General features: G+C 46.6%; 30 protein-coding genes. 16 read left to right on the top strand and 14 right to left on the bottom strand.

Annotated elements, in window-relative coordinates; translation table 11 throughout:
• Position 1: 1 nt before the first annotated feature.
• The 8 genes from SULKU_RS02010 to SULKU_RS01975 all read left to right on the top strand — a co-directional run bounded on the left by SULKU_RS02010 (position 2) and on the right by SULKU_RS01975 (position 5444).
• Positions 2 to 274 carry an RNA recognition motif domain-containing protein gene (locus tag SULKU_RS02010; RefSeq protein WP_013459257.1) on the top strand — a complete coding sequence of 91 codons (273 nt, stop codon included), beginning with the start codon at positions 2 to 4 and terminating at the stop codon, positions 272 to 274.
• Positions 275 to 366: 92 nt separating this feature from the next.
• Positions 367 to 570, top strand: a complete 204-nt coding sequence (locus SULKU_RS02005) for an RNA-binding S4 domain-containing protein (protein ID WP_013459256.1) — start codon at positions 367 to 369, stop codon at positions 568 to 570.
• Between the two features lie 78 nt (positions 571 to 648).
• On the top strand, positions 649 to 1971 hold the full coding sequence (locus tag SULKU_RS02000; RefSeq protein ID WP_013459255.1) for a S41 family peptidase: 1323 nt from the start codon (positions 649 to 651) through the stop codon (positions 1969 to 1971).
• Between the two features lie 2 nt (positions 1972 to 1973).
• Positions 1974 to 2684, top strand: a complete 711-nt coding sequence (purC, locus tag SULKU_RS01995) for a phosphoribosylaminoimidazolesuccinocarboxamide synthase (RefSeq protein ID WP_013459254.1) — start codon at positions 1974 to 1976, stop codon at positions 2682 to 2684.
• A gap of 4 nt (positions 2685 to 2688) precedes the next feature.
• The gene (purS, locus tag SULKU_RS01990) at positions 2689 to 2931 is read left to right on the top strand and encodes a phosphoribosylformylglycinamidine synthase subunit PurS (RefSeq protein WP_013459253.1); all 243 of its coding nucleotides are present in this window, start codon (positions 2689 to 2691) and stop codon (positions 2929 to 2931) included.
• A complete protein-coding gene (gene purQ, locus SULKU_RS01985; RefSeq protein ID WP_013459252.1) occupies positions 2928 to 3602 on the top strand; it encodes a phosphoribosylformylglycinamidine synthase subunit PurQ in 675 nt (224 codons plus the stop codon). The genes purS and purQ overlap by 4 nt, the downstream gene beginning before the upstream one ends.
• On the top strand, positions 3599 to 4753 hold the full coding sequence (locus SULKU_RS01980) for a hypothetical protein (RefSeq protein WP_013459251.1): 1155 nt from the start codon (positions 3599 to 3601) through the stop codon (positions 4751 to 4753). Before purQ ends, SULKU_RS01980 begins: the two co-directional genes overlap by 4 nt.
• Entirely contained in the window at positions 4734 to 5444 is a 711-nt protein-coding gene (locus SULKU_RS01975) for a lysophospholipid acyltransferase family protein (protein WP_041666716.1), read from the top strand. The genes SULKU_RS01980 and SULKU_RS01975 overlap by 20 nt, the downstream gene beginning before the upstream one ends.
• Here SULKU_RS01975 and SULKU_RS01970 read toward each other — a convergent pair.
• From SULKU_RS01970 to grpE, 6 genes are all read right to left on the bottom strand, one after another.
• Positions 5437 to 6009, bottom strand: coding sequence for an ATP-binding cassette domain-containing protein (locus tag SULKU_RS01970; protein ID WP_013459249.1), 573 nt, complete (start codon positions 6007 to 6009; stop codon positions 5437 to 5439). The two genes, SULKU_RS01975 and SULKU_RS01970, sit on opposite strands and share 8 nt — an antisense overlap.
• The gene (locus SULKU_RS01965; RefSeq protein ID WP_013459248.1) at positions 6006 to 7238 is read right to left on the bottom strand and encodes a glutamate-5-semialdehyde dehydrogenase; all 1233 of its coding nucleotides are present in this window, start codon (positions 7236 to 7238) and stop codon (positions 6006 to 6008) included. Before SULKU_RS01965 ends, SULKU_RS01970 begins: the two co-directional genes overlap by 4 nt.
• An 11-nt stretch (positions 7239 to 7249) precedes the next feature.
• The gene (locus SULKU_RS01960; protein WP_013459247.1) at positions 7250 to 7549 is read right to left on the bottom strand and encodes a HigA family addiction module antitoxin; all 300 of its coding nucleotides are present in this window, start codon (positions 7547 to 7549) and stop codon (positions 7250 to 7252) included.
• A 10-nt stretch (positions 7550 to 7559) separates the two neighbouring features.
• The gene (locus SULKU_RS01955) at positions 7560 to 7856 is read right to left on the bottom strand and encodes a type II toxin-antitoxin system RelE/ParE family toxin (protein WP_013459246.1); all 297 of its coding nucleotides are present in this window, start codon (positions 7854 to 7856) and stop codon (positions 7560 to 7562) included.
• 104 nt (positions 7857 to 7960) lie between these two features.
• Positions 7961 to 9838, bottom strand: a complete 1878-nt coding sequence (gene dnaK, locus SULKU_RS01950; RefSeq protein WP_013459245.1) for a molecular chaperone DnaK — start codon at positions 9836 to 9838, stop codon at positions 7961 to 7963.
• Between the two features lie 121 nt (positions 9839 to 9959).
• Entirely contained in the window at positions 9960 to 10499 is a 540-nt protein-coding gene (gene grpE, locus SULKU_RS01945) for a nucleotide exchange factor GrpE (protein ID WP_013459244.1), read from the bottom strand.
• Between the two features lie 166 nt (positions 10500 to 10665).
• On the opposite strand from grpE, the gene SULKU_RS01940 reads away from it, so the two are divergent.
• From SULKU_RS01940 to SULKU_RS01930, 3 genes are read left to right on the top strand one after another with little or no spacing between them, the layout of a single operon-like run.
• The gene (locus SULKU_RS01940; protein WP_013459243.1) at positions 10666 to 12069 is read left to right on the top strand and encodes a DASS family sodium-coupled anion symporter; all 1404 of its coding nucleotides are present in this window, start codon (positions 10666 to 10668) and stop codon (positions 12067 to 12069) included.
• The gene (locus SULKU_RS01935; protein WP_013459242.1) at positions 12066 to 13313 is read left to right on the top strand and encodes an AsmA family protein; all 1248 of its coding nucleotides are present in this window, start codon (positions 12066 to 12068) and stop codon (positions 13311 to 13313) included. Before SULKU_RS01940 ends, SULKU_RS01935 begins: the two co-directional genes overlap by 4 nt.
• Before the next feature lie 47 nt (positions 13314 to 13360).
• Complete coding sequence (locus tag SULKU_RS01930; protein ID WP_013459241.1) at positions 13361 to 14854, top strand: SagB/ThcOx family dehydrogenase; 1494 nt, start codon at positions 13361 to 13363, stop codon at positions 14852 to 14854.
• Here the strand turns inward: SULKU_RS01930 and SULKU_RS01925 are convergent, their stop codons facing one another.
• From SULKU_RS01925 to rpmB, 5 genes are all read right to left on the bottom strand, one after another.
• Positions 14855 to 15421, bottom strand: coding sequence for a ComF family protein (locus SULKU_RS01925; RefSeq protein ID WP_245535156.1), 567 nt, complete (start codon positions 15419 to 15421; stop codon positions 14855 to 14857).
• Positions 15422 to 15431: 10 nt separating this feature from the next.
• Positions 15432 to 17222 carry a translation elongation factor 4 gene (gene lepA, locus SULKU_RS01920; protein WP_013459239.1) on the bottom strand — a complete coding sequence of 597 codons (1791 nt, stop codon included), beginning with the start codon at positions 17220 to 17222 and terminating at the stop codon, positions 15432 to 15434.
• Positions 17223 to 17306: 84 nt separating this feature from the next.
• Positions 17307 to 18236, bottom strand: a complete 930-nt coding sequence (locus SULKU_RS01915; RefSeq protein WP_013459238.1) for a ribose-phosphate pyrophosphokinase — start codon at positions 18234 to 18236, stop codon at positions 17307 to 17309.
• Positions 18237 to 18421: 185 nt separating this feature from the next.
• Positions 18422 to 19609, bottom strand: a complete 1188-nt coding sequence (gene argJ / locus SULKU_RS01910; RefSeq protein ID WP_013459237.1) for a bifunctional glutamate N-acetyltransferase/amino-acid acetyltransferase ArgJ — start codon at positions 19607 to 19609, stop codon at positions 18422 to 18424.
• 153 nt (positions 19610 to 19762) lie between these two features.
• Positions 19763 to 19951, bottom strand: a complete 189-nt coding sequence (gene rpmB / locus SULKU_RS01905; protein WP_013459236.1) for a 50S ribosomal protein L28 — start codon at positions 19949 to 19951, stop codon at positions 19763 to 19765.
• Positions 19952 to 20112: 161 nt separating this feature from the next.
• On the opposite strand from rpmB, the gene SULKU_RS01900 reads away from it, so the two are divergent.
• The 5 genes from SULKU_RS01900 (at position 20113) to SULKU_RS01880 (ending at position 24392) form a co-directional block, all read left to right on the top strand.
• A complete protein-coding gene (locus SULKU_RS01900; RefSeq protein ID WP_013459235.1) occupies positions 20113 to 20922 on the top strand; it encodes an HDOD domain-containing protein in 810 nt (269 codons plus the stop codon).
• Complete coding sequence (locus SULKU_RS01895; RefSeq protein WP_013459234.1) at positions 20906 to 22300, top strand: chemotaxis protein CheX; 1395 nt, start codon at positions 20906 to 20908, stop codon at positions 22298 to 22300. The genes SULKU_RS01900 and SULKU_RS01895 overlap by 17 nt, the downstream gene beginning before the upstream one ends.
• 66 nt (positions 22301 to 22366) lie before the next feature.
• On the top strand, positions 22367 to 23008 hold the full coding sequence (rpe, locus tag SULKU_RS01890) for a ribulose-phosphate 3-epimerase (protein ID WP_013459233.1): 642 nt from the start codon (positions 22367 to 22369) through the stop codon (positions 23006 to 23008).
• Positions 23005 to 23592 (top strand): phosphoribosylanthranilate isomerase, encoded by a 588-nt coding sequence (locus tag SULKU_RS01885; protein WP_013459232.1) that lies wholly within the window; start codon positions 23005 to 23007, stop codon positions 23590 to 23592. Before rpe ends, SULKU_RS01885 begins: the two co-directional genes overlap by 4 nt.
• Complete coding sequence (locus SULKU_RS01880) at positions 23589 to 24392, top strand: 3'-5' exonuclease (RefSeq protein ID WP_013459231.1); 804 nt, start codon at positions 23589 to 23591, stop codon at positions 24390 to 24392. Before SULKU_RS01885 ends, SULKU_RS01880 begins: the two co-directional genes overlap by 4 nt.
• Before the next feature lie 40 nt (positions 24393 to 24432).
• Here SULKU_RS01880 and accA read toward each other — a convergent pair whose 3' ends face one another.
• From accA to acpP, 3 genes are all read right to left on the bottom strand, one after another.
• Positions 24433 to 25368, bottom strand: coding sequence for an acetyl-CoA carboxylase carboxyl transferase subunit alpha (gene accA, locus SULKU_RS01875; RefSeq protein WP_013459230.1), 936 nt, complete (start codon positions 25366 to 25368; stop codon positions 24433 to 24435).
• Positions 25369 to 25380: 12 nt separating this feature from the next.
• The gene (locus SULKU_RS01870; protein WP_013459229.1) at positions 25381 to 26598 is read right to left on the bottom strand and encodes a beta-ketoacyl-ACP synthase II; all 1218 of its coding nucleotides are present in this window, start codon (positions 26596 to 26598) and stop codon (positions 25381 to 25383) included.
• Between the two features lie 111 nt (positions 26599 to 26709).
• The gene (gene acpP, locus SULKU_RS01865) at positions 26710 to 26940 is read right to left on the bottom strand and encodes an acyl carrier protein (protein WP_013459228.1); all 231 of its coding nucleotides are present in this window, start codon (positions 26938 to 26940) and stop codon (positions 26710 to 26712) included.
• Positions 26941 to 26997: the final 57 nt, after the last annotated feature.

Raw genomic sequence — 26997 nt, 5'->3', positions numbered from 1 at the left:
TGTGACACAAATTTATGTCGGGAATATTCCCTACGGCAAAGACGAAAATGATCTTAAAGATCTTTTCGGACAATACGGTGAAGTTAGTTCAGTTAAATTCGTAAATGATAAAGAGACAGGCCGTTTCCGCGGTTTCGGTTTCGTTGAAATGGCGAACAAAGACGAAGCTGACAAAGCGATCACTGCCCTTGAAGGTAACGATTTCGGCGGGCGTACACTTCGTGTTAACGAAGCGCGTCCACGTGCTCCTCGCCCTCCACGCGATCGCTGGTAATCACATCATGAAGCCCGAAAGGGCTTTCATGCCGCTTATATAATTTCTCCTTTTCTACCTATCAAACCAATTTTTATTGTAAAGACATAATTATGACGTATACACTCACGGAACCTTTTATCGAGCTTCATAAACTCATCAAACTTTTAGATCTAGTCGATACCGGCGGACAAGCCAAAATGCTTATCGAAAACGGCCATGTACTCCGTAACGGGGAAGTAGAGACCCGGAAACGGGCAAAAATCACCAAAGGGGAGACCATTCAGATCGGAGATGTCGTTATCGAAGTCGTCTGAATCCATTGTTATTTAATGGAGTTTTCACTATAATTCCTGATCTTACTTTAACGGCTCTACACAAGGTTCAAAAAACGTATGAAAAACACAAAAATGATGGTAGTCGGTTTTGTCAGTGCCGTAGCGGTTAGTCTCATCCTGTCGACATCACTGTTTGCAAAAAACACCGTTGCCGCACCTACTGAAGCCTCTGTAGAAGCCTCACGTCTCCAATCGCTCGCTAAATTTACGAAAGTCTTGAGCATTGTCGAGCAATACAACGTAGACGGTCTTACCGTCGATCAACTCATTGACAAATCGCTGCAGGGGATGCTCTCCAATCTCGATGCCCATTCTACCTATATGGACAAAAAAAGCTACGACAATCTAAAAACACAAACCGACGGTGAATTCGGCGGACTTGGGATTACCGTCGGAATGCGCGACAACGCTCTCACCGTTATCGCCCCTATCGAAGGGACGCCTGCCGATAAAGCGGGAATCAAAGCAGGCGATATTATCCTTAAAATCAATGATAAATCAACACTGAGCATGACGATAGACGATGCCGTGAGTATCATGCGCGGTGCTCCGAAAACCCCGATCGATCTTACCATCGTCCGCAAAGGGTTGGCCGATCCTCTTAAAATCCATATTATCCGAGATATCATCACCGTCCAATCCGTATACACCCGAAATATCAGCGGAAATATCCTCTATATCCGTGTTACCAGTTTCGATAAAAAAGTTGCGGCGGATGTCAAAAAAGCGATTAAAAAATACAGCGGAAAAAGCAAAGGGATTATCCTCGATTTGCGAAACAATCCGGGAGGATTGCTCGATCAGGCGGTTGACCTGACCGATCTGTTTGTAGACGAGGGGATCATTGTCTCCCAAAAAGGGCGTAACAAAGCCGATGATATGACGTATAAGGCAACGAAGAGCAATACGATAACCGATCTCCCGCTTGTCGTTTTGGTGAATGAAGGCTCAGCCAGCGCATCCGAAATCGTCAGCGGTGCACTTCAAGACTTGAAACGGGCAGTCATCGTCGGAGAAAAAACCTTCGGAAAAGGCTCCGTCCAAGTGGTCATGCCGATTACGGAAACCGAAGGGATCAAACTCACCGTTGCACGCTACTATCTCCCAAGCGGCCGTACTATTCAAGCCGTCGGCGTGACGCCTGACATCGAAGTCGCTGCAGGTGAAATAAAAAAACATGAGAAGTCTTTTAATATCAAAGAAGCCGATCTTAAAGAGCATCTGGTTTCCGAACTTGAAAAAAGCGACGGAATGATTGACGTTACCGAAGCCAATGCTACCAATAAAACCGTAATTACCCCTGAGCAGATGAATAGAGATATTCAGCTCAAAGAGGGTGTCGATATTATCAAAGCTTTAATCATAGTCAAAGGAAAGTAACCATGGAAAAACGCGATCTCATCTACGAGGGAAAGGCTAAACGCCTCTTTAGTACCGACGACGCCAATTTAGTCATTGCTGAATTTAAAGATGATCTGACCGCATTTAACGGCGCAAAAAAAGATAACGAATCGGGCAAAGGGGCTTTAAACAACAAGATCTCTACCGAATTATTCAAAATGTTGGCCAAAAACGGAGTTGAATCCCATTTCGTCGAAATGCTCGATGATACCCATATGCTGTGTAAAAAAGTGGATATCATCCTCATCGAAGTGATCGTCCGTAACATCGCAACCGGCAGCCTGAGCAAAAACCTCGGTATTCCTGACGGGAAAGTTCTTCCGTTTACCTTGGTCGAATTTGACTACAAAAACGATGCCCTCGGCGATCCAAAACTCAACGACCAGCACTGTTTGATTTTGGAACTCGTCAAAAACGAAGCGGAACTCGATCAGCTCCGTGCAATGGCACGCGAAGTTAACAGTATCTTACGCCCTTATTTCCATGATAAAGGTCTTAACCTCGTCGATTTCAAACTCGAATTCGGTCGTGACAAAGACGGAAAAATCATCCTTGCCGATGAAATCAGTCCGGATAACTGCCGTTTCTGGGATTTGGAAACCGGTGAAAAAATGGATAAAGACCGTTTCCGCCAAGGGCTCGGCGGACTTAAAGTCGCCTATGAAGAAGTATTAAACAGAATATTGGGGTAATTGAATGAAAGCAATCGTAAACGTATTTTTGAAAAACGGAGTCTTGGACTCTCAAGGTAAAGCGGTACAGCATGCACTCTCCGGTCACGGATTCGAAACTGTCAAAGACGTACGTGTAGGCAAACAAATCATTATCGAGATGAATGAAAACGATGCAGATGCGGCAAAAGAGAAAGTAGCACATATGTGTGAAGAGCTTTTGGCCAATACTGTCATCGAAGATTACGAGATCGAGATCCAAGCATGAAAGTCGGCATCATCCAATTTCCGGGAACCAACTGTGAATACGATACCCAGCATGCGTTTGCCGCATTAGGGTGCGAAACACAAATTCTTTGGCACAAAGAGGATACTATCCCTTCCGATATGGACTTGGTAGTAGCCGCAGGCGGATTCAGCTACGGAGATTACCTTCGCAGCGGTGCCATTGCCAAAATGTCTCCGATCATGAAAGCCCTTAAAGTCTATGCAGAGAACGGCGGAAAAGTCTTAGGAATCTGTAACGGATTTCAGGTATTGACCGAAACCGGTCTTCTTCCGGGTGCATTGAAACGTAATGAAGGGCTTCACTTCATTTCACGCCATCACCATCTCAAAGTCATTAACAACGATAATATTTTTCTTCGCCATTGCAACGTTGATCAGGTTCTAAACATCCCTATCGCGCATCACGACGGGAATTTTTACATTGATGAGCACGGTTTGCAAGAGCTGTATGCGAATGGCCAGGTATTGCTTAAATATACTGACGAAAAAGGGAACATCGATAATCCGAACGGTTCTGTCGACAGTATTGCCGGTATCTGTAACAAAAGCAAAAACGTTTTCGGTTTAATGCCTCATCCGGAACGCGCTATGGAAACTCTTTTAGGCTCGGATGACGGCAAAGCGATGTTAGAGGGGTTTATAAACGCTTGAAAGCTCTAGCTTTTCTTTTTTTCTTTCTAGGACAAATCCTTTTAGCGGAACCGTCCGTTCTTACAGATCCGGCTCCGGCACCTGTAACCGCGACGGAGGAAACTACTGCCGCTCCGACTGTTGAGACAGATGTAAATGCACTTTTTTCCGGTGTTTCCACTACCGCAGGATTGACGCTTCAGTTCAGCGATCTCCCCTCACATCCCTATGTCGGGGAAATTATCCCTGTTACCGTCAAACTTACTCCGGTTGATATAGCTTCCGGAAACATCGAATATACTCTTCAAAACGAAGAGGGGATTCGAATTTTCAGCGATACACCGCGCAGAAGCGTAAAAGAAGACGGTGTATACGACACATTCTATTTTCTGGTTCAATCCTCATCCATCCGCTTTCCCGATATTACGGCAACGCTCACATCGACCGGAAGCGTCACCGAGCCCCTTATCGGAACGGCTTTAAATGCGATACCTCTCAGTCCGCCCTCAGGGTTTGCAAACGTTTTAGCCGATAAGTTCGAGGTTATTAATTACAAAACAACTCCGTATAATAATGAAAGCAACGTCGTTATTTTCACAGTTAAGGCATCGCGATGTAACATCGGAGACTTCTCCATTCCTAATGCGATCAAGCAAGGTTTCGAATCGAAATTCTCCAATGTCGGCGAATCGCAGATGACCTATTATGCCATTATCCCCAATACGGAACAAAACCTCAATTTTTCATTTTTCAATCTTAAAAAGCAACGATATGAGTCGATTGTCATTCCGATTGTCGTGGATGACGATACCGTCTCTACCCAAAGCGATCTCTCACCGACCGATGCACGCCATACCGAACTTAAAATCAGCGCCGCGGCAGTGGTAGTAGCGGTTCTTTTCGGATTATTTTATTGGAGACGGGATAAATGGTACCTTTATGCTTCGTCATTACCGATGTTTTATATCGTATATGCCCTCCTTCCGAATCCGACCATATGTGTCAAAAAAGATGCGCCGATCTATTTGCTTCCAATCAAAAACGGCACAATTTTTGAAATGACGCTCCAAGAAGAACATTTGGAAGCCGAAAAAGAGGTCGGAGAATTCATTAAGGTACATCTCGATGATAAAGTAGGATGGGTTAATAAACGTGATCTTTGCTCGAATTAAGTGGCTTTATGCCGTAATCGTCATCTTTACCGGGATGACGCTGATGATCACAACGTTTTATCTTCTCCCGAAACCCTATGCCGTGAAGTTTTCGGCCTGGTTTATCCGTTTTCTCGTTTTTATCCCTGTAGAGGTTAGAGGGAACCCCGATCCAGACGCACAGATGTTTCTTATCAACCACCAAAGTGATATCGATATCGGTGTCATGGAGACGATTACCGACAAAGATTTAGCATGGGTCGCTAAAAAAGAGTTGTTCAATGTCCCATTCTTCGGACTGGTCGTACGCTTGCCGAAAGATATCGCTTTAGAGCGGGAAAGCAAAACTTCCCTTGTCAAGCTGATCAAAGAGTGTAAAGATCGACTCGATCACGGACGCGTCATTACCATCTTTCCGGAGGGAACCCGCACCGAGAGTGGTAAAATGAAGCCGTTCAAAGCGGGAGCCAAAATGGTGGCAGACAAGTTTAATCTCAAAGTGCAGCCTGTCGTTTTGGTTGCGACCGCATGGCATTTCAGCAATAAACGCAAAGATTTTAAGCCCGGCACCATCACCGCGATATATCTTGATTCTTTTGTCGCCGATAAGAGTAATCCCGAGTGGTTGAACGAAACTCACGATGCAATGCAGCACGCCTATGACGAGGCACTCTCAAATCTTCCTAAATATCACAAGCGGCGTATCAGCTAAGCGTCACAATCTCATCGGCGCACCAAGCTGCCAGATCTCCGTCATGGGTGATCAGCAGTACCCCCATCCCCTCAAGATTATCCACAATCAGTTTCATAATATCGAGTTGGTTTAGATTATCCAGTGCCGAAGTCGGCTCGTCTAAAAGAAGCAGTTTCGGCTTCATCAGCAACGCCCGTAATATAGAGCACCGCTGCAGCTGACCGCCCGAGAGTTTATGGGGAAGGGAATCCAAAAAAGCCTCTTCCAGCCCCATCTTTTCCAGCAACAATTCATACCCTTCCATCGACGTTACTTCTTTGATCTGTTCACGCACGGTGTAGGTGGGGTGAAACGAGCTGTAGGGGTCTTGAAAGACCTGAGAGAAGGATGATGATCGGATAAAGCCCGATAAGGGTTTACGATGTCCTAAAATGAGTTCAAACAGCGTCGATTTTCCGACACCGCTCGGTCCCACTATCGCTTTTATCTCCCCCGCCTTAAGAGAGAGTGAAAAGTTATCGAATAATAATATATCTTTAGTATATCCAAAAGATATATTTTCAATATCTAAAACGGTGTTCAACGAATTTGACCTTTGCCGTACACTTTGTACTTATAGGTGGTTAAACCCTCGACACCCATCGGTCCGCGTGCGTGGAGTTTGTTGGTGCTGATCCCGACCTCTGCACCGAATCCGAATTCTCCGCCGTCTGTAAAACGGGTCGATGCGTTGACGTAAACGGCGGCGGCATCAATACTCTCCATAAACCGTTCCGCCGTTGTAATGTTTTCGGTAATGATCGATTCGGAGTGCCCTGAACCGAAGCGGACGATATGGCTGATCGCTCCGTCAACTCCGTCTACGACACGTATATTGAGAATATTCGCCAAATACTCGGTATCAAAATCTTCATCACTCGCTTCAGAGACCTCGATGATTTCACGGGTTAATGCACATCCTTTAAGCTGGGTATTTTCCCGATCAAATACTGCTTTGAACATCGGAAGAACAGCACTCGCGATACTCTCATCCACCAACAGCGTCTCAATTGAATTACAAGCAGAAGGACGCTGTACTTTTGCGTTCACCGCAATTTTCAAAGCATCCTCGATATTCGCATCTCTATCGATATAGAGATGGCATTGCCCTTTGTCGTGTTTGACCACCGGAACACTCGCATTTTGGCTGACAAACCGTATCAATGCCTCTCCGCCACGCGGAACGATCAGATCGACGTAGCGATCCATCTTGATCAACTTAGCCACCCCTTCGCGGCTTGAATCAGGGAGCAAGGCAATCAGTTCTTTCGGGAGGTCATTTCGGATCAGTACCTGCTGCAATACGTCGGCAATAATCTTATTGGACTCTTCCGCCTCTTTTCCCCCCTTGAGGACACATCCGTTGGAACTCTTAAAACAGAGCGCCGCCGTATCGGAGGTGACATTCGGACGCGATTCATAAATGATGCCGATCATTCCGATCGGGATACTCACTTTCTCGATTTTGAGTCCGGTCTCGGTAATCCACCCTTCGATTACTTTTCCGATCGGATCTTTCAGTGCGGCGATCTCTTCGATCGCCACTGCCATTGCATTGATACGTTTTTCATCCAGCATCAAACGGTCTTTAAGCGATGAGGAGAGGTTGTCAACGTCTGCTTTTTTCATATCGATCGCATTGGCTTCGATGATATTCATCGTGTTAGCACGAAGCGCTTCGGCCATTTCACGCAAGATTCGGTTACGTTCGCTTCCGCTGAGAGTTGCCAATACACGGCTGGCAGATTTGGCTTTTTCTAAAAAATGTTCCATAGTTTTTTCCTTTATGATGCCAAAGGCTGAATTGCTTCAATCTCTTTGGCTTCCGACTGCATGGATCGATATAAATCCCATCGGATTTGGAGATTCAGCCAAAAATCCGCCGACATCCCGAAATATTTTGCAAGGCGAAGTGCCGTAGCCGGAGTAATCCCCCGCTTTTGATTGATGATCTCATTGACACGCTGATAGGGGACATGAATCGCATCGGCTAACGTCCGTTGCGTTATCCCCATCGGTTCTAAAAACTCGGTGAGGAGCATTTCACCCGGATGGGTAGGTGCTCTGTGGGTTGGGATATTCATAGTATACTCCTTATGAGTGATAATCGGTTATTTCTACATTTACCGCACCCGTGTCACTCCATGTAAAACAGATACGGTACTGATCGTTGATACGGATACTCATTTGATTTTCTCTGCTCCCGCGCAGTTTTTCGAGACGATTTCCGGGGGGAACCTTTAATTCATCCAACATGATGACCGAATCGATCTGATCAAGTTTTCGAGATGCACTTTTCCATAGTTCCATCGGAAGAGCTTTACGAGCTTGTTTGCTCTCTATGCCGTTAAATATATCCGATGTAGCTTGATCCGCAAACGAAATTATCATGTAAAAATTATAGCATGGTATCCGTGATTTTATGCTTTTAATAAAAAGTGATTTACTGGAGAAGAAATAGTTCCCGCCGAAGCGGGAGGAAAAAGTATCGGAGATTACTCGATTTCAGCGTCGATGACGTCGTCATCTTTTTTCGCAGAAGAAGAGGCTGCTTCGCCGCCTTCGTTTTGTTTGTACATTTGCTCAGCCATTTTGTGGCTCGCATCGGCCAATTTTTTCGTAGCCGCTTCGATCTCTTCTTTAGACGCATCGGTATTTTTGAGAACCGCTTTAAGCTCTTCCAGAGCCGATTCGATCGCCGCTTTCTCTGATGCGTCAATTTTATCTTCCATCTCTTTGAGAGATTTTTCAGTTTGGCTCGCCAAAGCGTCCGCTTGGTTGCGAAGATCTACGATCTCTTTGCGTTTCGCATCTTCGGCTTTGTGGTTTTCAGCGTCTTGAACCATTTTGTTGATCTCTTCTTCTGAAAGTCCTGAACTTCCTGAAATCGTAATCGATTGAGATTTACCGGTTCCTTTGTCGGTCGAGCTAACGGTCAAGATACCGTTCGCATCGATGTCAAAGGTTACCTCGATTTGAGGTACACCGCGCGGTGCCGCAGGGATACCGTTAAGTTCAAACAAACCGAGAGATTTGTTATCGCGGGCAAACTCACGCTCACCTTGAACAACCGAGATAGAAACCGCAGGTTGGTTATCTTCCGCAGTCGAGAACACTTGCGATTTTTTAACCGGAATAGTGGTCCCTTTTTCGATAATTTTTGTAGCGATACCGCCGAGCGTTTCGATTCCGAGTGACAACGGTGTAACGTCAAGCAAAAGGACGTCTTTAACATCTCCGCGTAATACCCCACCTTGGATCGCCGCACCCGCTGCTACGACCTCATCCGGGTTTACCCCTTTGTTGAGGGTTTTGCCGCCGAACTCATCTGAAACCATTTTTTGTGCGATCGGAAGACGTGTTGAACCCCCGACCATAATGATTTCGTTGATCTCGTTTTTGCTAAGGCCGGCATCTTTCATCGCTGTTTTGATGTGGCTGATCGTCTCTTTTACGAGCGTATCGATCATCCCTTCAAATTTTGCACGGGTCAATTTAACAACCAAGTGTTTAGGACCGGTCGCGTCTGCCGTGATAAACGGAAGGTTGATCTCTGTCTCTTCCGCAGAAGAGAGCTCTTTTTTCGCATTTTCTGCCGCGTCTTTAAGACGTTGAAGCGCCATTTTGTCCGCTTTCAAATCGATACCGTGATCGGATTTGAACTCAGATGCTAGGAAATCAACGATTTTATTATCGAAGTCATCCCCACCGAGGAACGCATTCCCATCGGTTGAAAGAACTTCAAACGTACCTTCAGAGATTTCCAAAACGGTAACGTCGAATGTTCCGCCCCCGAGATCGTAAACGAGAACTTTTTCATCCCCTTTTGAATCCAAACCGTATGCCAATGCAGACGCTGTCGGCTCATTGATGATACGAAGGACGTTCAACCCAGCAATGGTTCCCGCCTCTTTCGTCGCTTTACGTTGAGCATCATTGAAGTACGCCGGAACGGTGATAACTGCGTCGGTTACTGATTGACCCAAGTATGACTCTGCATCTGCTTTGAGTTTAGAGAGGATTTTCGCAGAGATTTCTTGAGGGGTATACACTTTACCCGCTACGTCAACCGCAGCCATACCGTTTTTATCAACAATTTTATAGGTAACTTTATCGTGCGCCTCTTTCGCTTTCTCTTCGTTCATCATGAGACCCATGATACGTTTGACCGAGTAGATCGTTTTATCCGGGTTTGTGATCGCCTGACGTTTTGCAGGATCACCGACAAGAATTTCACCTTTGTCCGTAAACGCTACAACGGAAGGAGTTGTATTTTTTCCCTCTTTATTCGGGATAATTTTCGCTTCGCCGCCCTCATAGACAGCAACACATGAGTTTGTTGTTCCTAAATCGATACCAATAACTTTTGACATTGTATTTCCTTTATTTTAAATTCGTTTTTATTTTCGACGCCGATGCCGGAAGCATCGGTGTGCTTTAGTGCCTTAGCGGCAAGCGTAGACCATCGGAACTTTGTTCCGATGGTCGTTCAAATCAATTGGCGATTACAACCATCGCATCTCTAAGAGTGCGTTCTTTGTATCGAAACCCTTTTTGAAAAGTATTCACGATTGCGCCGCTCTCATGATCCGGACTGTCCACACGCTGTACCGCATTATGGATATTCGGATCGAACGGCTCGGATTCATCTACCGGAGTTACACCGTGTTTTTCGAGAACACCGAGAAGCTGTTTCATCGTAAGTTCAACACCCTCTTTGAGCTTCTCTAAAAGGACCGCAGGTTCTGCTTCGATCTCTGCCGCTCCGATCGCCATTCCTAGCGAATCGACTACCGGAATGAGATCTTTGGCAAATTTTTCGTTTGCATACTCCAGCGCTTGGTATTTCTCCCGCTCGAGACGTTTTTTAATATTATCAAAATCGGCATGTACGCGAGCGTACTTATCTTTAAAAGACGCCAATTCCGCCTGAATAGTTTCTAATTCGTTCATGCTCTCAGCAATGACCTCTTCACCCGTATTTTGGGATGTTTGCTCGTCGCTGATCACGTCTTCATTTACTTCGTTAGACATAAGTTTTTACGACTCCTTTTTTGAAATCCAGCGTTATTATAGTACATTGAGTCGACTATTGTCAAGTGGTATATGATAATTTTTATGAAGATAAGTTGAGTCTATTTATATCAAGTATATATACCGACCTAAAATGCTATAATAAGCTTAAAAAAAGGGAGGGATAATGTCACTCAGAGTCAAACACCTCTATCCTGTCGTATTGCTCGGAATGTTTGCCTTAACCCTGTGGCTTACTCCCCCGCCCCTCGCCATCAGCCCCAAAGCGTGGCAACTTTTTACGATTTTCCTGACAACTATTATAGCTATTTTAGGTAACGTGCTGCCCATCATCGCCGCATCGGTCATTGCCCTCGCGATCAGTGTCTTGTTCGGGGTCATTGAACCCGTAAAAGCGTATGCGGGATTTTCGGAAAGTTTTATATTGATGATCATTGCGGCTTTTTTAGTCTCACATGCCGTCCATAAATCGGGATTAGGCAAACGACTTTCGCTTCACATTATCCGCCGTTTCGGCCACTCCACCCTCGGTCTGGGATACAGTCTCATCGCTACCGATATCCTGATCGCCCCCGCTTTTCCGAGCAATACTGCCCGAAGCGGTGTCCTTTACCCTATCGTCTACGGTCTGGCGCACGACTGCGGCTCAAAGGTGGGAGATAATACCCAGCGGCGTGCGGGAAGCTACCTGATGATGACCTCTATGGCAGGGCTTACGATCTCATCGGGCCTTTGGCTCACCGCCATGGCGGTTAATCCCGTCGGTGTCGGAATCGCCGAAACGATGGGGATCCATATCACATTCGGAAGCTGGCTTTTGTATGCTATTGTCCCGACGCTGATCGCTTTTGCCCTGATCCCCTGGATGCTGTACCGCATCTATCCCCCCGAACTTCGTTCAACTCCCGATGCGCCTCAAAAAGCCAAAGAGGCGTTAGAACATATGGGGAGAATCAGCCGCAACGAGTGGATTACGGCCGGAGTTTTTATCTCGATGCTGACTTTCTGGGCCCTCTCAGGAGTTTTGGGAATCGATAAAGCCGCCGTCGCCTTCGGAGGGCTTGGAATTTTGATGGCGACACGCGTTTTCGGAGTCGAAGATTTTAGAAGCCAAGGCGAAGCGCTCAGTACCCTAATCTGGTTTGCCATCCTCTTTGCCCTCAGTACCCAGCTCGCCGAAATGGGATTTATGGGAGCCGTCGCCAGCCACTTTACCCTCTATCTCGTCGGGCTATCGTGGATGTGGGTTTACATACTTCTAATAGCCGTTTACGTATTAATCCATTATCTCTTCGTTTCGCAAAGCGCCCATCTTTTAGCTCTCTTCGGTATCTTTTTAGCCGTCGGTGTCGGCGCTGGGGTACCCGGAGAACTGATGGCGATGATGCTGCTGTTCGCTACCAATTTTAATGCCACCATCACACCGCAGGGCTCTTCGTGCAATGCGATCTATCTTAGCTCCGGCTATATCAGTGCCCGTGAAATCTATATCTACGGCGGTGCGGTAACCCTCCTCACCTTTCTGGTATTCATGATTATCGGAACACCCTGGATATTGGCGCTGCTATGAAACGTATCCGCTATTTTCACCATACCCTGATCGGAAAAATCTTTTTCTCCTTTTTGGGAGTTATTCTGGCAGCCGCAGCCGTTATTTTTTCACCGTGGGGGAACCGCCTTACGGCCCCTTTAATCGAAAAATCACTTACTTCCGCCTTCTCAACGCCGATCACACTCCAAGAATACGGGTTAACCCCTAATCAGTTTCAGCTCCTTTTCCAGGATCAATACGGTAACACGTTTTCAACTCAGGGGGGATTTTCTCTTCTGACGCTTCGGATGTATGCCCATTACCGACTCTCCTGTTTTCAGCACGGCGGCATCAACCCTCTTTTTTCCCCTTTTAAAACAGAAGGCTCTCTCAGCGGAGGCATCGCCTCTTTGCTCATTCAAGGAAACGGAGATATGTTCGGCGGAGATCTCATTTATAAAATCGAACTCCATCGGTTTCATCTCGCATCTCTCAATCTAAAAGCGGACAAAATAGCCTATACGCCTCTTATGCAGCTGCTCAAGTATCCATCCGACACCGATACCCTCCTCACCGGGGGGATCGATCTACGCGGATTTGATCAGCGCTACGTTGAGGGATCGATCCTTCTAAATTCCAAAACCCGCCGTTTTAATCCTACCCCTATCGCAAAAGACAATAACGAATCGGTAACGCTTAAATCGCTATTGGCCGACAAATACGGCGATGTCAAACCTTTTAACGTTAAGGTCACCATTAATACTTCTCTGGATCATGCGGGAATTTTGGAACAGTTTGTCGGTATGCCGCTTGGAGGAGCCCTTGAATTAAACGCGACACTTACGGGTGATCAGAAACTGCTTCGGCTGAAAGGCAATTCCGATGTCGCCCGAAGCGATACTTCGATTTCACTCACTATCGCGGATTTGGAACCCTCAAAATTATCTTTTGACTGTAAACACGCCGATTTGGAACAGACTTTTAAACTCTTTGCCCTTACCCCTCCGATATCAGGAAGCGGTGATTTGTACGGAGAGCTAAACACCACAGGAGGAAGTGTAAACGTCATCATTACCGAAGCTTCTACCGTTCCGAAGGTGTTATTCCAAGAATACCAAATTACCCAGCCCCTGATCCGTTTCGATGCGGAAGTGCATGCCGACCTCAGCAAAAAAGGGGTTCATTACAGAGGATCGTTCCAATCCGATTTAAGCCGCATGGAAACCGATAATACGACGACGCATGAGCAAATGCTTCGGGATCTATTAAAAAGCTTACACTAATTCAAAATCAAAGGGGAGATTTAACGGTTTTAACCGACAATCCCTCTATGAAAAATGTATCCTCCGTACTCGAATATCACGACCGAACCAAACACCGACCCTCACGTTATGCCGCCAGCCTCGGCTATATGGATTGGGAAACTCAGCCAAATCCTTTTCGGCGTTATGAGAATGCCCCTCTAATACCTTTGCCCTTTAGCGAAGCGACCCCGCCGTATCATCTGTTGTTCCAACCTGATTCGCTCCCCTATGCCCCTTTGTGCATCGAATCGCTTGCGCAATTGCTGCGCTACGCTCTCGGACTCGCCGCCATCAAAAGCCACGGCGGATCGGAATGGGCGCTTCGGTGCAATGCCAGCAGCGGAAACCTTCATCCCAGCGAATGCTATATTATTGCTCCCCCGTTGAAAGGTCTGAGCGATTCTCCTACCCTTAGCCACTATGCGCCGCGTAAACATGCACTGGAGCTGCTGCATACTTACCGTGAACCTATCGGCGAGGAGACACTTCTCATTGCTTTAAGTTCGGTCATCTGGAGAGAAGCGTGGAAATACGGGGAACGGTGCTGGCGCTATTGCCAGCTTGATGCGGGGCATGCCGCCGAATCGATCCGTATTTCGGCGGCGATGCTGGGGTGGGAGTGCAGTGTTCTTAGCATCGACACGGCCGATATCGCCTCACTGTGCGGTCTGGATCAGCTTCACCGTTATGATCCGAATGAGAGAGAAAGCCCCGATATGTTGCTTCAAATCCGTAAAGGTTCATTCACCCTTCCCAAAACCCCCGAACTGCTTTATAACGCAAACCGTCTCAGTCACTCCCATCATCTATGGCCGATACTGGAGATCATCGATACGGCGACGCAAGGAGAGTATCCTCGTCCCGTGATAATGAAAGAGTCCCGTCATACTCCATCACCGACAAAAAGTTCCGGAGAGATCGTCCTAAAACGCCGAAGCGCACAGATGATGGACGGCTTGGGTATCACTTTAGAGCAGTTTCGGCAGCTTCTGGATGCTTCCCTCTTCTGCCGCGACGCCTCGGACGTTAATCTTGTTATTTTTGTCCATCGGGTCGAAGGGTTAGAAAAAGGGCTCTATGCCTATATTCGCGATCTAAAAGAGTTGCTTTCACTTCAAAACAGTATGGACTCGACCTTTGAATGGGCCGAGTTTACTGAGGGGCTTTATCGACTACGAAGCGGTGATTATCGGGGAGCGGCCCAAATGGTCTCCTGCAATCAGGAGATCGCCAAAGACGGCGCCTTTAGTTTCGGAATGCTCTGCAATTTTTCAAGCTCGCTTGAACGTCACGGAGCGATCGGATATAAAAACCTTTTTCACCAATGCGGAATGATCGGCCAAATGCTCTATCTTGAAGCGACCTCGCTGGGTCTGAGCGCAACGGGGATCGGATGTTTTTTAGACGATGAGTTTCATGCGTTATTGGGGTTGAGAGATCAGAAATACCAATCCTTGTACCACTTTACGATCGGACGCGCTATCGTCGATACCCGAATCACGTCACGCCAGCCCTATTGACTATTTATTCTCCGCATCGCTAAGGGTGAGACAGAGGATCACTTTTTTTCCCTGCGTATGGAGAACTTCGGCCGCTTCAGAGAGCGTTGTTCCCGTCGTGACGATATCGTCCACCAAAATCACCTCATTTTCCGAAAAGGGGGTATAAATAAACCGCCTTGGATTCATCAGCCTATCTTCGACACTTTTTCCCGCATATTTATAGTGCTGCGAAGCGCGAAGTTTGCCGTACTGCGGGACAATATTATTCGATTTCAATGCACGGTTCAATACGGCGGTATGCGAGTAGCCGCTCTCTGAACGATCATCTATCCCGACAGAGGCGACGGTGTTTTCATACTGCCATTCACGGGCAAAAGCACCGAGCGAACGCTTTGCCAATATCGTGTAGATGTAGTATCCCAAATCGGTATGTTTGGTAAGCAGCAGAGGTTCGATTTCATTATAGGGATAAAAAGAGTAGACGGGAATCGAACCCAGGATTTTTCGTTTATGAAGGATCGGAGTAAGGAGAGAGCTTTGACAAGAAGAGCAGATATGCGAGAGGCTGAAGCGCTCACATATCATGCAGCGCATGTTAATCCATTTTGAGGACGGACATGAACGCTTCTTGGGGAAGCTGAACCTTCCCGATCGCCTTCATCCGTTTTTTCCCCTCTTTTTGCTTGTCGAGGAGTTTGCGTTTACGGGAGATATCCCCGCCGTAACATTTGGCGGTAACGTTTTTCCCCATCGATTTGACCGTTTCACGGGCAATAACGCGATTTCCGATAGAGGCTTGAATCGCCACTTCGAAAAGCTGGCGTGGAACAATCTCTTTCATGTTCGTCACGAGTGCCCGCCCGCGTGACTCCGCACTGCTTCGAGGAACGATAACGCTGAGCGCATCGACGACATCTCCGGCTACGCGGACATCGAGTTTGACCAAATCGCCTTGACGAAATTCGATCGGATCGTAATCGAAACTCGCATACCCTTTAGAGGTTGATTTGAGTTTGTCGTAAAAATCGACGACGATTTCGTTCATCGGCATGACGTAGATCAGCATGACCCGCGTCTCGTTGAGATATTCCATCTTCTCCTGCATCCCGCGCTTGGCGGTCAAGAGGGTAATGACATTGCCCAAATAATCGGTCGGGACGATGACCGTTGCACGAACATAAGGCTCTTCGATCCGCTCGATGTTCTGAGGTTCGGGCAATTCGCTCGGATTTTGAACTTCCACCATAGTGCCGTCGGTTTTATAGACTTTATAAACAACCGAAGGGGCGGTCGCGATCAAATCGAGATTAAATTCACGCTCTAACCGCTCTTTAACGACCTCCATATGGAGCATCCCCAAAAATCCGACACGGAACCCGAATCCGAGGGCAATCGATGTTTCCGGCTCGTAACTGAGGCTGCTGTCGTTGAGCTTGAGCTTATCGAGCGCATCGCGGACCGATTCAAACTCATCGGTATCGATCGGATAGATCCCCGCAAATACGAACGGTTTGGCCGGGGCGTATTCGCCAACCGGCTCTTTGGCCGGGTTACGTGCATCGGTGATCGTATCGCCGACACGGATACTTCCTACCTCTTTGACACCCAGAATCACAATCCCGATCTCGCCGCTTTTGATACTTTGCGTTTTTTGACGGCGCAAAGGATGAGGATAGAGCAGCTCCAGCACTTGATGGTTTTCATTGTTGTGCATCAGCTTGACCATCTGCCCTGTCTTGATCTCACCGTCAAACACGCGCACCAACGCCATTGCCCCTTGGTACGAATCAAACCAAGAATCGTAAATAATTGCCTTGGTCGTCGCACTCGGGTCACCTACAGGGGCCGGTATACGATCGACGATCGCATCGATCAACTCACGGATTCCCACACCGGTTTTTGCTGAAATCATTACCGCATCGGTCGCATCGATACCGATCGTCGTTTCGATCTCTTCGGCGACCCGTTCGGGTTCGGCGGCAGGAAGATCGATTTTATTGATAACGGGTATGAGGGTCAGATTGTTTTCCATCGCCATATAGACGTTGGCAATCGTTTGCGCTTCAACCCCTTGTGCCGCATCGACGATCAGTAATGCGCCGTCACTCGAAGCGAGCGACTTGGAGACTTCGTAACTGAAGTCAACGTGGCCCGGAGTGTCAATAAGATTGAGGATATAGTGCTTGCCGTCTTTGACGTAATCGAGACGGACACTTTGGGCTTTGATCGTGATTCCGCGCTCTTGCTCGATGTCCATCGTGTCCATCATCTGTTTGGTGAGTTCACGGTCACTGACCGCTCCGCACTCTTGAATAATCCGATCGGCTAACGTACTTTTGCCGTGGTCGATATGGGCGATAATTGAAAAGTTACGAATATTATCCATTAGGTTCTATTGCTCATTTATTTTAATTAGTGGAATTATAGCAGAACACTGCTTAGGAGGATTGGGGCAAAACCCCAAGAAGAATTAGCTGAACAGGCTGTTGACACTTTCATTGTGATAAACACGGCGAATGACTTCAGCAAATAAAGGGGCAACACTTAAAACCTTGATTTTATCGCTTTGACCGCTAAGGACGAGAGTATTGGAAATAACCAACTCGTCCAATTCACCGTTATTAAGATTTTCATACGCTTTACCGCTGAGAACTCCGTGAGTCGCACACGCCATAACCGACGTCGCTCCCCGTTTTTTGAGTGCTGCAGCCGCTTTCACCATGGTTCCTGCCGTATCGACCATATCATCGATCATGATGATATCTTTTCCGGCAACGTCACCGATGATATTCATCACTTCGCTTTCATTGGCTTTTTCACGACGTTTATCGACGATAACCATCTCTAACCCCAGTTTTTCGGCAAAATAACGGGCACGCGCTACACCGCCGATGTCCGGTGAAGCGATGACCGGATTGGCAAGATTTTTAGAGCGGATATACTCTTCAAAAATAATCGCACCGTAGAGGTTATCGACCGGAATATCAAAGAAGCCTTGGATTTGGCCCGCATGCAAATCGATCGTTACGACACGGTCAATCCCCGCCGTCTCGAACATATCGGCAACGAGTTTAGCGGTAATCGGAACACGCGGAGCCGCTTTGCGGTCTTGACGTGCGTATCCGAAATACGGAACGACCGCCGTAATCGAGTTAGCCGATGAGCGGCGAAGCGCATCGGTCATGATCAACAATTCCATCAAATTGTCATTTGAGGGTGCACCGGTTGATTGGATGATGAATACGTCACGTCCGCGAACGCTCTCGCTGATTTGAACGTTGATCTCTCCGTCGCTGAAACGTTTTACTGAAGCTTTGGAGAGGGGAACATCAAGGGTTCGGCACACTTCCGCTGCAAACTCGGTACACGCTGAACCGCTGAAAATTTTATATCCGCGCATGGGTCTTCCTGTAGGGCTTAAATTATCGCGATTATAGCAACCCATCACTTAGTACATGCTAATAAAAAAGAAGAAAAAGCATACAAGTGTGCGTGGGCTTTCTGCCGAAGACATTGTGCCCCGAAGCGGGTAAAACGTAGAGTTATCGTAGCCGAGCGGGGCTCTGCTCCGTCGGCGTTAGAAATTTATGTTCTGTAATCCGCATTGATTTTGACGTATTCATGCCCCAAGTCACATCCGTAGGCTGTAAATTCGCCGTCTTGAAGCCCGATATCACAGTGAATCGTAAAAGAAGATTTTTGCATAACGGCCGCGGCAAGAGGTTCGAGTTTTTCATCGAAGAGCAGCTCCCCTTTTTTATAGACGCAGATATCATCAAACCAGATACTCAAAAACGCTTCATCGCACATGATACCGCTCGCACCGACCGTTGACGCGATACGCCCCCAATTCGGGTCTTGTCCGAAAAGTGCCGTTTTTACCAGAAGCGAATTGCTGAGCGCTTTTGCCGCGATCTCCGCCTCTTTATGGTTGATCGCCCCCGTCACTTTATAGGTAACGAGCTTCGTCGCCCCCTCGCCGTCGCGTACCATCTCTTTGGCTAAAAAGAGCATGATCGATTCCAATGCTTCTTTGAATGCTCCCGCATGAAACGCTCCAGAGAGACCGTTTGCCATAACCACTACCGTATCGTTCGTCGAGGTATCTCCGTCCACGCTTGCGGCGTTGAACGTCGTATGGACACACTCATCGAGGATATCCTGCATCGTCGTTTTATCGACCGCGGCATCGGTAGTGATAAAACAGAGCATCGTTGCCATCGCCGGATTGATCATCCCCGCACCTTTTGCCATCGCTCCGATGCGAAACGATTGTCCATTTTCCAAAGTCACTTCATAGGCGAGGCGTTTGGAAAAAGTATCGGTCGTCATAATTGCTTCGGACGCATTGATCCCTTCACGACGGGTCAAATCAAACTTCATCGCCCCTTCAATGATCTTTGCCTTCGGCAAACGTACCCCGATCACACCCGTCGAGCTCATGACCGGATTTTGTATTTGCGGAAATTTTGATTTGAGTTCACCCAGTACTTCGGTGATATCATCGATTCCGGCACGTCCCGTCATCGCATTCGCATTTTTGGAATTGATAAGGACAAAATTCCCTTCAAATTCTCCTAAAGAGCGAAAATGGCGTATCGGCGCCGCCGTCATTTTATTGGTTGTAAATACCGATGCTATCGCACAAGGTTTCTCGGAATAAATAAACGCGAGATCCTTTGCCCCCTCTTTTTTCAGTCCGATATGTATACCATCGGCAAAGAACCCTTTTGCCGCACAAACACCGCCTTCAATCGTGTTAAGTATCGCCATAAAAAAATCTCCAAAAATAAACTGCATTATTATAAACGCTGTAGCCTAGAAGTAGGTTAAAAATTTTAAATCGAAAAGGGAAGAATTACAAGCTAAAGAAGAGAGAAGAAAACCGGGGAAAACCCGATCTCGTGAGAGCACTACGTGCAGAGATTACGAATCTTTTTTAAGAGTACGAAGCTCAGAAGCAGCGATTTTAAGTTTTTTGGTAGTACCGTCTTCAAGCGTTACGCGAACAGTACGAAGGTTTGGTAAAAAACGACGCTTAGTTCTATTTTTCGCGTGAGAAACGTTGTTCCCGCTCATTGGGCCTTTACCACTAATAGCACATTTTCTTGCCATTTTGAGGCTCCTTGCGTAAATTTAGGTTGCGAATTCTATCGCAGTAAACCCAAAGTTTACCTTAAGCAACGGTTTAATCCTTTATCAAAGGCTCGTTTAATCAAATCACGATTACAATTAGCGGAATTTGAAAAAATAATTAAGATCGGATGCTGTGAGACGTGGTTACTCAAGAACAAATTACAAGTTACATACAAAATATACCGCCAGCTCCGTTTGTTGTTAAACAAACACTCGATTACGTGCGTGTAGGCGATTTGACCAAAGCGGCCAAATGTGCCGAAGAAGACCCTGCTCTCAAATTTTACCTCAAGACCCTAGTTAACCGCCCTATCTACGGATTTCGTAACGAAGTAAGCGATCTGGCTCAGATCTTTACTATTTTGGGAATCTCGACCGCTCAGCAGATTTTATATAATTACCTCCTCTCCCTCTTGGCCCCGAAAGAGTGGGGACTTTTTAAACTCACTTCGCAAGAGTTTTATGATTTACAGGCTAGCCTTAGCCGAAAATGGGTCAAAATTCTCACCCACTTGAACCTGCACAATCATGACACCGAAAGCGCTATCACCCTTTTGCCGGCTAGTATCATCGTATGTGATGCACTGTTCGGAGAATACAAAAGCGAAGTGGCACAGCTGCGAAGCGTCAAAGCGTTGGATTACAACACGATCCTTTATCGGCTGACCAAAATGAGCTTGTTTAATATCTGTACGGAAATTGGCGAAAAATGGGAACTTTCGCCGATGATCAGTCGAATTGTCCATGCATCTTCCGGTTTGGATCAAAACCTTGAAGAAAATGAAAAAACATTGGCAAAATGGATGCATTTGCTCCTTTTTTATGAATTGAGCCAAAATGCTTATGTCGAAGCGGGACTGAACGAATTTATCGAGTTTCAAATCGAATTCGTTCAGGACATATACGAATCTTTTATGCAGGTGGTGGAGTACGATGAGAGCGACCGTTAAAGGGAGGATTGCCATCTTTCATCCACAGGGATTTTTGGACGGCAACAACGCCCCTTCTTTCCTTACTATCGATGATATTCATGCAACCGAAGCGCTCAATATCGATATGCTTCTGGTGTCGCTGAAAAAAGTGATCTTTTTTAACAAAAACGGCTTGGATGTTTTCATCCGTCTTTTGGACAGTATCCGTTCCCATAAGCACATAGCCGTCGGTTTGTGCGACTACGACTCCGCAAAATTTGTGACCATCAATAAATTTTACGGCAGCAATCTCACGTTTTCATTGTTCCGAACTGAAAAAATAGCCGAGCTTTTTGTCCCTACCAATAAAAATGAATCTAAAACCGTATTATTGTACAACGAAGACGCTTCACAGCGCTCAGCCATGGCGATTGAGCTTTTCGATTACGGACATAACCCCGTCATTGCCCAGACCAAAAAAGAGTTTGAAGAGAAAAAACGAAATCCCGATCTCTATTATGCGATAATCGAAGAGACCTATTTAGGGCTGTTCGGCCAAAAAATAGCAACACGTGTCACCGGTAATGCGATCATTTACACCATTGCCAATTTTTTAGATGCCGGAATCACCGATACGTTCAACATCGCGTACCATAACAACTCCCTCAACGTCGGGTTCCGCCTCTTTATTTTCGATGCGTACAAAGTCGTTTCGATGAACGTTCATGCGTTGAACTTTTTTACTAAACTTGCCTCATCGGCGGCAGAATACAATGCATCCATCTGTTTTGTCGGGATGACATTCGAAAAAACCCCTCAATCGTTTAAAAACGATCTTGAAGATGCCGGTATCATGTTTTTTGATCAGATGGAAGATATCCTTAAAAACAAAGAGTTGTTGCAAGAGCTAGGAGGAAGCAGCGGTACTTCTTCCAAAAGTACACGAACGCTGACCAAAGCGTTAATCCATGAACTTCCCGGTTTCATCGACGCAACCGTATCTACGATCGCGATGATGACGAATGCACAGGCCATAAAAGAGTCCATGAACATTCAGACCTTGGAAATCAAAAATTCTAAAGAGCAATATGCCAGTTCCATCGGTTTTTACGGAGATTTGGACGGGATGATTATCCTTATTTTTCCCAAAAAAGTTGCGACGAAAGCATGTGAACTCCTTATCGGCGAAGAGAACAATGATGAAGAGGCTATTTTGGATTCCTTAGCAGAATTTGTCAACATTATCGGAGGACGTGCCAAAGCCCTTTTGGGAGAGAAAAAACACCGCGTCGATATCACCCTTCCCCGTACCTATGCCGATGTCGATTCGCTTTTGGAAATGGCCCAAAACCGAAAAGGGGTTCAGGTCGACTTGCGATTCGAAGGAAGCAGCTTTATCTTTTTCCTCACACGATAGATTTTTCAAAGCTAGCTGCAAATCTTTTTCGCTAAAATAACAAAAATATTTGTTAAGGTGTACACCATGCTCGTTGCTCCCAGTGTCCTCTCTGCCGACTTCGGCAATTTAGCCCGTGATGTCCGAGCCATTTGTGACGCAGGGTGCGATTTGGTGCATGTTGACGTAATGGACGGCCATTTTGTCCCGAATCTCACTATCGGACCGGTTGTTGTCAGCGCAATAGCGAAGGCAGCTACCAAGCCCCTTGATATCCATCTAATGGTACAAAACAATACCTTTTTCGTCGATCTTTTCGCACCCTTGAAACCGGAGTATATCTCTTTTCATATCGAAGAGGAGAAAAATCCTCACCGCCTTATTCAGCATATCCGCTCGCTCGGGATCAAGCCGGCAATCGTTCTTAATCCGCACACCCCTGCCGAAGCCATCGAATATCTTTTAGGTGATCTGGATATGGTTTTGGTGATGTCGGTTAACCCTGGCTTCGGGGGACAAAAATTCATCCCGACCGTTGTAGAGAAAATCAAACGGCTCAAAGCCTTACGCGACCGTATCAATCCTGAATGCATGATTGAAATTGACGGCGGTGTCGGCAGTTCAAACATTGCAGTACTCAAAGAAGCCGGTGTCGATATCTGTGTCGCCGGTAGCTACGTGTTCGGGGCAGATGATTATAAAACCGCTATCGATAGCCTTCGCGTATGAGAGTTAAAATCTGCGGTATTACCAATATAGAGGATGCACTCCTCGCGATCAATGCCGGAGCGGATGCACTCGGATTTGTCTTTTATCCCGAATCTCCGCGCTATATTGCCCCGGAAAATGCAAAAGCCGTTATTGCCGCCCTTCCCCCTTTTGTTGAAAAAGTAGCACTCTTTGTCAATGAAACCCCTGATGTGATCCGCTCAGTCTGCCTAAGCACAGGATGTACACTGGCCCAGATTCATTTCGATGTTCAAGATGATTTTTTCTCCGATGTCCATTTTCCGACCCTTCGCGTCATCCGTGCTCAAAAAAAAGAAGACATACTAACGTACACTGATGAATACCGCCTTATTGATGCGTACTGTGAAGCGTATGGAGGAAGCGGAAAACGCCTTAACATCGAATGGTTTGAGGGGATCGATTGTTCAAAAATCATCCTAGCAGGCGGGCTTGATCCCGAGAATGTCGCTTCACTTAAACCGTACGGATTCTACGGTGTCGATGTCAGCAGCGGTGTCGAAGCCTCATATGGGAAAAAAGACCATAAACTGGTAGAGACGTTTATCCAAAAGGCAAAAGTGTGAAGCTGTTCGACCCGAAAATTTTGTCACGTTTGTCTAAAAACGGTATCCCGAAAGAGGAATTTGAACTCCTCTTGGGCAGTGATGCCGATCTGAGGCTCGAGCTTCTCAAATCGCAGGGGATGAACATCATTCTTCATGAGGAGATGTATTGCTTTCAAAGCGCCATAACTTCCGTAAAAGATACTCTCTTTTGTATCGTCGATGTTGAATCAAACGGTTCAAAACCCGCCCACCACCAGATTATCGAAATCGGTGCGGTTAAGCTGCAAAACGGAAAAATAATCGATACCTATGAGAGTCTTGTCTATTGTACCGATATCTCCGATCAGATTCAGGAGATTACCGGTATCAAAACGGAGCAAACCCTTAAAGCTCCGGCCATGAGCAAAGTAATGCGCGAATTTCGTCTTTTTCTCGGCGATGCAATTTTCGTAGGACATGATGCCAAATTTGACTACAACTTTGTATCGGCGATGATGGAGCGTGTCGGTTTATCAAAACTTCTCAACCGCTCTTTATGTACGATTGATTTGGCGGAGAGAACCATCGAGTCTGAACGATACGGTTTAGCCTATCTAAACACAGCACTGGAGCTCTACAAAGAAGCCACTCACCATCGCGCCCTCTCCGATGCCATGACAACGACAAAACTACTCAAGCGTGTCCTCAATCTTCTCCCATCCTCCATAACCAATAGCGAAGAGCTCATCGCATTTTCAAAAGAGGCGAAACGTCTGAAACGTCCGAAACCGAAAAAAGAAGAGAAAAAAGAGACGGAAGAAAAAGAAGCGGTGAAATAAAGCACGCATACGTGCTTTCTAATGCGGAAACAGCATTTGATTATTCGCTGAAGCGTCCCATACCGACAAGACGGTTGTAACGCTTATCAAGGCGCTCGGAATCACTCAGCTTGCGAAGTGTATTGACCTGAGTCATAAAATATGATTTAAGGGCGTTTGCGGAGCCCTCTTTATCACGATGTGCACCGATCAGCGGCTCATCGATAATATCATCGATCAAATCAAGCTCTTTCAGGTCGGCAGAGGTGATTTTAAGCGCTTTCGTTGCCGCTTCTACTTTGGTCGGGTCATTCCACAAAATTGCCGAACACCCCTCAGGTGAGATAACACTGAAGACGGAGTAGCGCATCATAGCGAGGCGATCCGCTACACCGATCGCCAAAGCACCTCCGCTTCCCCCCTCGCCGATGACCACCGATACGGTAATCGTATTGAGGTTTGAGAGTTCGAGAAGATTTCGGGCAATCGCTTCGCTTTGGTTACGCTCTTCCGCACCCAGACCCGGATAGGCGCCCGGAGTGTCGATCAGCATCAGAAGAGGAATATTGAATTTTTCCGCCATTTTGGCCGCACGAAGTGCTTTGCGGTACCCTTCAGGATGAGGCATACCGAAGTTTCGTTTGAGCTTATTTTTGGTTCCGCGCCCTTTTTGTTCACCGATCACCATAACCCGTTCATCACCGATGGTGCCGATATAGCAGATAATAGAGAGATCATCTCGAAAGTGACGATCTCCGTGAATTTCATACTTTTTATCGAGGATAAGGTTGATATAATCAAGGGCATACGGACGGTCTTGATGACGCGCGAGCTGAAGCTCTTGATACGGGGAAAGATTCGCGTAGGTTTTTTGAACCTCTTTATCTAAATCCTGCTTGAGGATCTCTACGGCATGGTGATCGTAGCGAACTTCTGCAGCTATGATCTCCTCTTGAATTTGACGGATATTTTGTTCAAAATCTAAATAGGTAGCCAAAGGCTTGCCCTCTTATATTTTTTTGAAAATGACAACACCGTTGGTGCCGCCAAATCCAAAAGAGTTAGACATAACGATATTAAGTTCCGCTTTACGTGCCGTATTCGGAACGATATCCAAATCGCAGTTTTCATCCGGATTGACGTAGTTGATAGTCGGAGGGATAATACCGTCACGCATCGCCATAATACTGATAACCGCTTCAATACCGCCCGCTGCACCGAGACAGTGCCCCGTTTGCCCTTTTGTCGAACTCACCGGAGGACAGTTCTCTTTGCTTCCGAATGCGATTTTGAGTGCTGCCGTTTCGTTTTTATCGTTGGTCGGAGTACTGGTTCCGTGCGCATTGACATAGTCAACTTTAGGATTCCCCGCCATTTTAAGTGCCGCTTTCATTGCACGAAGCGGCCCCTCAAGACTTGGTGTTGTAATGTGATTCGCATCACCGCTCTCACCGAATCCGATGACTTCCGCATAAATACGGGCACCGCGCGCCACTGCCGCATCGTACTCTTCGAGTACCAATGCGGCAGCCCCCTCGCCCATAACGAACCCGTCACGATCCGCATCGAACGGACGTGATGCATGTTTCGGATCATCGTTGCGGGTAGAAAGCGCTTTCATTGATGCAAATCCGCCGATACCGACACCGGTAATCGCCGATTCAGCCGCGACGACCAGCATTTGATCAGCACCGCCGACCATAATTGTTTTTGCCGCTTCGCTGATCGCATGGGTTCCTGCCGCACATGCCGTTACCGCTGATAGGTTAGGACCTTGAAGGCCGTGATCGATAGATATAAACCCGCCGAGCATGTTTACCAATGCTCCCGGGATAAAGAATGGAGAGATACGGCGTGCACCTTTGGTTTCAAGGATAATCGAATTTTTTTCAATCGACGGAAGTCCTCCGATACCGGCTGCCGCGTCGATACCGAAACGCTCTTTATCGAATCCTTCCGGAAAATTGGCATCCGCCATCGCTTCTTGAGCCGCTTTGATCCCAAGATGAATAAAACGGTCCGCTTTTTTAACCTCTCGGGCATCCATAACGGTCTCAGGATCGAAATTTTTTACCTCACCGGCAATTTGAGCACTTTGTGTCGATGCATCAAAAATCGTGATCATATCAATCCCGCATTCACCGTCACAAATAGCTTTAAATGAGCTCTCTTTATCGTGACCAAGCGCATTGATCATTCCCATACCGGTTACTACTACTCTTCTCACAATTCTCTCCTGATACTGGATGGTCTGAAACTTTGGCTCCGTTAAGCCAATCTCTTAAACCATAAAAATAATTTGTTTGGATTTATCGAGGTGGGTCCCCGATAAAGTTTTTTAGTTTTTGCTCTCGATGTAGTTGATTACATCTTGGACAGTTTGGATTTTTTCCGCTTCGTCATCAGGGATTTCGATATCGAATTTCTCTTCAAGAGCCATTACCAATTCAACAACATCTAGGCTGTCAGCACCAAGATCTTCTACGAATTTAGAATTCTCTTTAACTTCGTCCGGGTTTACGCTTAGTTGCTCAACCACTACTTCTTTAATATCTTCCAAAAGTGCCATAATAGCTCCTGTTCTATGAATAAAAATCGTAAAATTATACCATATTTAGCTTAAGTG

Source organism: Sulfuricurvum kujiense DSM 16994 (genome assembly GCF_000183725.1).
Taxonomy (GTDB): domain Bacteria; phylum Campylobacterota; class Campylobacteria; order Campylobacterales; family Sulfurimonadaceae; genus Sulfuricurvum; species Sulfuricurvum kujiense.
Note: the sequence above shows the minus strand (reverse complement) of the source record. Positions and strands in the feature narration are given on the sequence as shown.